The sequence below is a fragment of the Methylobacterium sp. BTF04 genome (assembly GCF_010692745.1).
Taxonomy (GTDB): domain Bacteria; phylum Pseudomonadota; class Alphaproteobacteria; order Rhizobiales; family Beijerinckiaceae; genus Methylobacterium.
The window spans coordinates 1-5,994 of the sequence record NZ_JAAHTB010000093.1 but is presented as its reverse complement, the minus strand read 5'-3'; the positions used below and the strand labels follow the sequence as shown (position 1 = coordinate 5,994).

Genomic DNA, 5,994 nt, shown 5'->3' with positions numbered 1-5,994 from the left:
GCCATCAGCCCAGAACCCACCGTCCGCAACAGCCTGATGAATAAGACGGGCTAGGAACTTGGCCCATGCCCAGCGCACTGTGCCCGCAACATCCACGACGTCCGGCAGGATCTCGAACTTCTTGGCCAGGTTGCCCGCGAAGGTCAGGATCGCGAAGGGCAACGCGGCTCGAACTAAGGATGAGTCGGCACCTTCCCCGGCGAGCACATTGGCCGCGTTCATGATGCCAGCCCGCAGTTCCGTCACCTGATTGTGCACCCCATTCGCGATCAAGGCTTCAACGAAGGCCGGCCCTGCGTGTCCGAAATGCTGGTCTACGGAGTGGACCTGCGTCAGCGCGGCAGGGGGAACGTTGCGATCGACGCCGGTGATATCGACGTCTGGGATGCGAGCGGTCATGCCACCAGTCCAACCGCCGCCCTCGGCTCGGACTTTCTCCTCCATGCTCTTTTCGGCCGAGAGGAGGATGAAAGTGCTCCAGGTGCGGCTATTCCTGAATTCCACGTTCGCATTCATGCGGCTCTTCCCGACGCCGCTGGCGAGCGAATAGATGATATTCTTCAGTTCCTTGCCATCGACGTGCCCGAGTTCGTCGAGAGCGAGGATGGTCGCGTTCGAACGGGCCGCCATCGCCTCGACGCCATTCGCCGTTGCCCGCGCCGTTTGAAGCAGGCTATCAGGCTGATCCAGGGCGGCCCGAGACCATGCCGAGACCGCAAGGCGCTGGGTCGTGGTCTTGCCTCCGCTGGTCCTGCCGGACAAGTTGATCCCACAGGTAGCGAGCCCGGAGAGCGCGACTAGCGGCGCGGCGAATCCTGCCATTGCTCCGAGGGTCCAATGCGGGCATCCCGCAATCCCGGCAGCTGCAGCGACAGCTGCCTTCCAACCGTCGAAGGTACCACCGGCGGCGACTCGTTCGCTGATGCAGGAGGCCGCTGACAGCTCCAGCGCCACTCCGTCCTCAGCACCAACAACTTTGCCAGACGGGCACACGAAGAACTGCCCATCGACGCCGTCGAGGGTGTGCCAACCCGGCGCCCGTACAACGGCGATCTCGTCCGTTGGCTCCGCCGCCTTCAGGCAGCGGACGGCAACGCGCTCGCCATCTTCGGCCACGATAACAAGGCCCACCGCCAACAACATGGCGCGTGTCTCGGTGGCCCCCTGCGTCGCGAAGCCTGCACGCTCGATGTCGAGTTTACGACGCTGGCCGTTCAAGCCTTCGACCACCACCCGGAGGCCATAGACGTTGCCCTGATCGACGAACCGCAGCCGGGCCAGTACGCCGAACGGAGAGCAGATCGGCTCCAGTACCGTGTCATCGCCAACCGTGATCAGGCGGTGGACGCGGATCTTGCCAATCGCGGACCGACGGTACTCCAGGCTGAGCGTGTCCATCTCGGGGAGAGGGTAGTCGGCCTTGATGCGCCGAAGCTCATCATCCCCCCCAACCCGCTTCGGCTCAGCAAAAACTTCCTCAGATGTGGCGGTGTACCGAACAGCCGTTAGGATGCCGGTGCGAACAGCCTCGCCCCCCTGCTTGGCATAGACATCGAGCCAATCGGTGGTTGAATCCGGCGGACCCGGGAGAGCGATCGCAACGGACAGCCGGCCACAGTTCCGCGCACCAAAGGTGCGAGCGGCGTTCTCGCCCCGGCGCGTGGAGATCGCCTTACCTTCCTTCACCTCTTCATCGCGATCGGCCGCGATTGTGACGCGCTTGGTGGCAGGCCATGGCTTGAAGGCTTCGATCCCCCCAGCGTTGATGGCGGACACCACCAGCACCTCACCCCGCTCGATCTCGGGTCGGAAAGCCTGAGCCACGGCTGCGGCGGTCTCGATCCCCTCGGAGACGATGCACCATGTCGCGACGGCAGGGTCCCCCCAAAGCACGGACCGGCCGGCCGTGCTGTCGTCGCCGATATGCTTTGCGCTCTTTTTCGGATCTCGAGGCTTGCCGCCAGCTGTCGCACCGAGCTCGGCCTTCCCGGCCCCGCCGGCTGCGAGGTAGATCCGGTGGGCATGCGTACCGCCCGCTGCATCTTGCGTTTCGAAAACCGCGCAGGGGAAATCCCCGACCTTCACCGGTTTGCTGCCGTTTTCCTTCGGCGGGTCGAAATAGGCTAGGGCTACAAAACCGACCGCAGGCGTGTTCGGCATCAACACCGCATCGGCATCGATTCCGAGACGGTGGCCCAGGTAATTCGCGGGCAGCCTATCGTCTCGGCGCTCGGCGGGGGCGTTCAGAAGGGACCGGGCGTCGGTCAACTGGAATTCACCGCGCAATCCGCTCGTTGCCTTGGGGTGGATCAGATCGTTTTCGCCAAGAATTTCGGCGCACCGGATCTTGGCGCCCTCGAAATTCAGTCCCTTTATCTTGGAGACGACGTCGAAAATGCTGTCGGCCTTGCCATTCTGGCAGGTACAGTACGCCTTAGCCTTCTTTTCATCCCACCTCCAATCGTCAACGCCCCCGTGGGTCGGATAGGGACACGTGATGTGGCTGTGGCCGCGGCGGTCGGTATTCCAGTTGATGCCGAGTGCACCGAGGATCTTAACTTCGTTCCCGACGACGATTTGCTTCCCGACCTTTGTCGGGACGTAGTGGGTCGACGCATCCACCGTCATGACTGCGTCCCGCCGCTGAGTTCATGGGGCGATCGGGCCAGGGCGGCTCCAGAGCGCTGCTGGCGACCGGCGCGGGATGCCATTTTCAACGTCCCGCCTCCTCGGGCGCCTGCAAAGCGGCGATCAACTCGGGCAACCTCTCGCGGTTTTAGGCCGACCCCCCTCTTGGTCAGCTTCCTCTCGCCGACCCTACAGTTGAACTTGGCGAACACGCCCACTCCGACCAAGTCGTGACCCTTGAAGTTGGTGAGGGCGACTCTGACCTCCTCCACGGCATTCTTGCGGATGGTCGCGACGGTCTGGGACCCGCTCATGTGCGCGCCCTCCAGTCATCCGAGACAGGGCAAGCAAGGCCAGCCATCGCCTCTGCAAGCGCAGGGGCAATCTTGAAGCGCTGGCACAGCCTAGACGCTTGAAAATATGCGGGCTTCGAGGTATCCCCGATGAAGTCAGCCGCCACAGCAGACATCATCGAAGCCCTCGTGCGCAGCCCTGCGCCGGGGGTTTTTTCGTTCATGACCATTTAGTCGGTGTGCCTCCTGTGATTGATTGGCTTGTCGCTGGCGCAGCAATCCTGAAATCGGGCATAGCTTCGCCGCTCCCCTCGAAAGGGCCCTTCGGAAACATGAGAAATTATCGCGGGTTAAGCGTTCGCTTACCCGTTTCGTCCAGCGTACCGTATTGTCGGATCGAAGGCAATACGGTATGTTGGACGCTATGTGCAGGAGCTTAAATGGCACGTCTCCCCGCCCTGCTCGACCTGATGACGGAGTTCGGGGTGGCCGAGCGGCGAACTCTTGAAGTCTACGCGCGTAAGCTGCGTGAAGCCGGTCTAATTTCTGAAGGAAGGAAGGGAGTTGGGGCGGCGCGCGTCACGCCTCGCGATGCGGCTATGATCGTTCTCGCTACGATGGTAACCGACTCTCCCAGTGCTGGCCCGAATCTAATTGCTGAATATGGCAGTCTTAAAATCCTTCCTGGCTACCGCCGAGAAGACGACTTGGCAAAGGAAGAGCGAATTTCAAAAAGAGAAGCTGGAATTAATATTGAGTTCGACCATCTTTATGATGCAAATACTAGCATAGATGCGTTAGAAAATCTTATAAAATCGCCAGACTATTTCTGGGTGCCGGAATTAAACCTCTTCAGTCAGCCAATTGAAAGGGATAAATTCGGTAAAATAATTAGACGCAATTTTTTAAACAGGTATGTAACCGCAAAATTTGATCGCGCACATCCAAATCTTGAGATCAAAGTAGAAGATAGCATCGAAGTATTTGAAAATGACGAATTTGGGAATAAATCGAGTGTAAAGTTTGACATTACCATTCCTTTCGAAAGGAAATGGTCAAAAAGAATATCATTTGGTGAAACAAATGATAGACCAAGATTCATCAAAACTGTCGCATATGACGGTAGACTACTGATGGATATTGCAAATCTCATCAAAGTATCGGGATAGAACGCCGTTTTTATGCCGTCCTCAACGCCGCCGATATACACCGTCCAGCCCGCTTAAGCCGGCCACGGGTTAGGGCCTTTTCACGCGCGATGGCGTACCGAATACTAGGAAATTTAAGCCATCGTATCGCTTGAGCCCGCCTGATGCGTCGTCCCGCCAGCGGATTGCTGTAGCGGCTAGGGACCGTCCCCGAACAGGCGCTTCCGCAAATCGTCGGTTAGCTGCTTCCGGTGCGGATGGACGATTGACCAAGCATGTGCGGCCTGAAGGACCGTAAGGGATTCCAGGCTGGCGAGGCGATGACCGGCAGCGCTGGACGCCGCGCCCCACCCCTGTCCGTTGGCCTCCTGGCACCTGTCCTCGTCGAGCGCGGACAGATGCCTGCACGCCGCGTGCAATGCCTCCCGGACGTCCGCGTCATACGCACGCTCCATGGCGTCGGCGCCGGCCTCCGTCAGTAGGCGGGCGTCGACCGCGGCAACGGCCGACCGTGCGCCCGAGAGGATGTCGCGCGCCCAATCGAACTGGCATCGCGTCAACGTCAGGGCCTGGGCGAACTGGCGTACGAGATCCACCCGCTTGTTGAACGCCCACTCGGCCTCGTCGAGTAGCCGGGAAAGCCCGTCCTGGACCTCGGCGATCGCCTCGCCGGCGAGCGGCCTCCTTGCGGCGGCGCGCTCCTCCTCCTCGACAAGCTGCGCCCGGGCGATGCGCGTCCAAATCGCCAGCTGCTTCTCGAACTTCGCGGTGTCGCGGCATCGCGACATGTCGAGCGTCACGCGATCGGCCCTGAGGTCGAAGCCGGCGCGTTCCATTCCTCCCATCGCGCGCGTGTGTAGGGCGGTGACAAAACCATCCACTGGAGCGTTGGCGGGGTGCTGATGCGGGCGGCGTAAAAGCCGGCCAGTTTGAGAGGCTTCTCTTTCGGGAGGGGCCTGGGATGTTTGCCGTGGAAGTCTACGCGGCCGTTCGGCAGTTCGTCTTCAACGCTGGCAACTCTCGTCGTGAGGCAGCCCGGGTCTTCGGTCTGAGCCGCGAGACGATTGCCAAGATGTGCCGGTTCTCCCTGCCGCCGGGCTACACGCGCACGAAGCCGGTCGAGAAGCCGAAGCTGGGGCCGCTGCTGCCGGTAATCGATGCGATCCTGGAGGCGGACCGGACCGCACCCGTCAAGCAACGGCACACGGCCAAGCGGATCTTCGAGCGGCTGCGTGACGAGCACGGTTATGCTGGCGGCTACACGGTCGTGAAGGACCATGTCCGGATTGCACGCGCGAGTGGTCGTGAGACCTTCGTGCCGTTGGCGCACCCGCCGGGTCACGCGCAGGTCGACTTTGGGGAGGCTGTCGCCACCATCGGCGGTGTTCGTCAGAAGATCCACTTCTTCTGCATGGACCTGCCGCATTCCGACGCCTGCTTCGTGAAGGCGTATCCACGGGAGACCACCGAGGCGTTCCTCGACGGGCATGTCGCTGCCATGAAGTTCTTCGACGGCGTGCCGTTATCGATTCTCTACGACAACACCAAGATCGCGGTGGCTAAGATCTGCGGCGACGGCCGGCGCGAGCGCACCCGCGCCTTCACCGAGCTGGTGAGCCATTACCTGTTCACAGACCGCTTTGGCCGCCCAGGCAAAGGCAACGACAAGGGCAAGGTCGAAGGGCTGGTCAAGTACGCCCGATCCAACTTCATGACCCCGGCCCCGGAGGCGGCCTCCTTCGAGGCGCTGAACGCGGATCTGGAGCGACGCTGTCAGGCTCGGCAGGATGAGCGGGCCGGACAGCATGCCGAGAGCATCGGCAAGCGGCTGGTCGCCGATCGTGGCGTCCTGCGTTCCCTGCCGGCGGTTCCGCTGGAGCCGTGCGAGAAGCGGGCTGGGCGGGTCTCCTCGACCGCGCTGGTTC

Annotated in this window: 4 protein-coding genes; 2 read left to right on the top strand and 2 right to left on the bottom strand. The window is 61.5% G+C overall.

Going from position 1 to position 5,994, the window contains the following annotated elements; all coding sequences use genetic code 11:
* On the bottom strand, window positions 1–2,628 hold a 2,628-nt coding region (locus G3T14_RS22875), incomplete at its 3' end, for a DUF927 domain-containing protein (protein WP_163644803.1).
* Window positions 2,629–3,361: 733 nt separating this feature from the next.
* On the opposite strand from G3T14_RS22875, the gene G3T14_RS22870 reads away from it, so the two are divergent.
* Window positions 3,362–4,090 (top strand): hypothetical protein, encoded by a 729-nt coding sequence (locus G3T14_RS22870; RefSeq protein WP_163644802.1) that lies wholly within the window; start codon window positions 3,362–3,364, stop codon window positions 4,088–4,090.
* A 176-nt stretch (window positions 4,091–4,266) separates the two neighbouring features.
* Here the strand turns inward: G3T14_RS22870 and G3T14_RS22865 are convergent, their stop codons facing one another.
* Window positions 4,267–4,905: a hypothetical protein gene (locus G3T14_RS22865; RefSeq protein WP_163644801.1), complete on the bottom strand. Its 639-nt coding sequence runs from the start codon at window positions 4,903–4,905 to the stop codon at window positions 4,267–4,269.
* A gap of 125 nt (window positions 4,906–5,030) precedes the next feature.
* Here G3T14_RS22865 and istA point away from each other — a divergent pair.
* Window positions 5,031–5,994: IS21 family transposase (istA, locus tag G3T14_RS22860; RefSeq protein WP_163644800.1), on the top strand; the 964-nt coding region annotated here is incomplete at its 3' end.

What these genes read in the sequence shown, in the direction of transcription:
- G3T14_RS22870 (WP_163644802.1), top strand. Translation starts at nt 3,362, where the DNA reads ATGGCACGTCTCCCCGCCCTGCTCGACCTGATGACGGAGTTCGGGGTG.
- G3T14_RS22865 (WP_163644801.1), bottom strand. Translation starts at nt 4,905, where the DNA reads ATGGAACGCGCCGGCTTCGACCTCAGGGCCGATCGCGTGACGCTCGAC.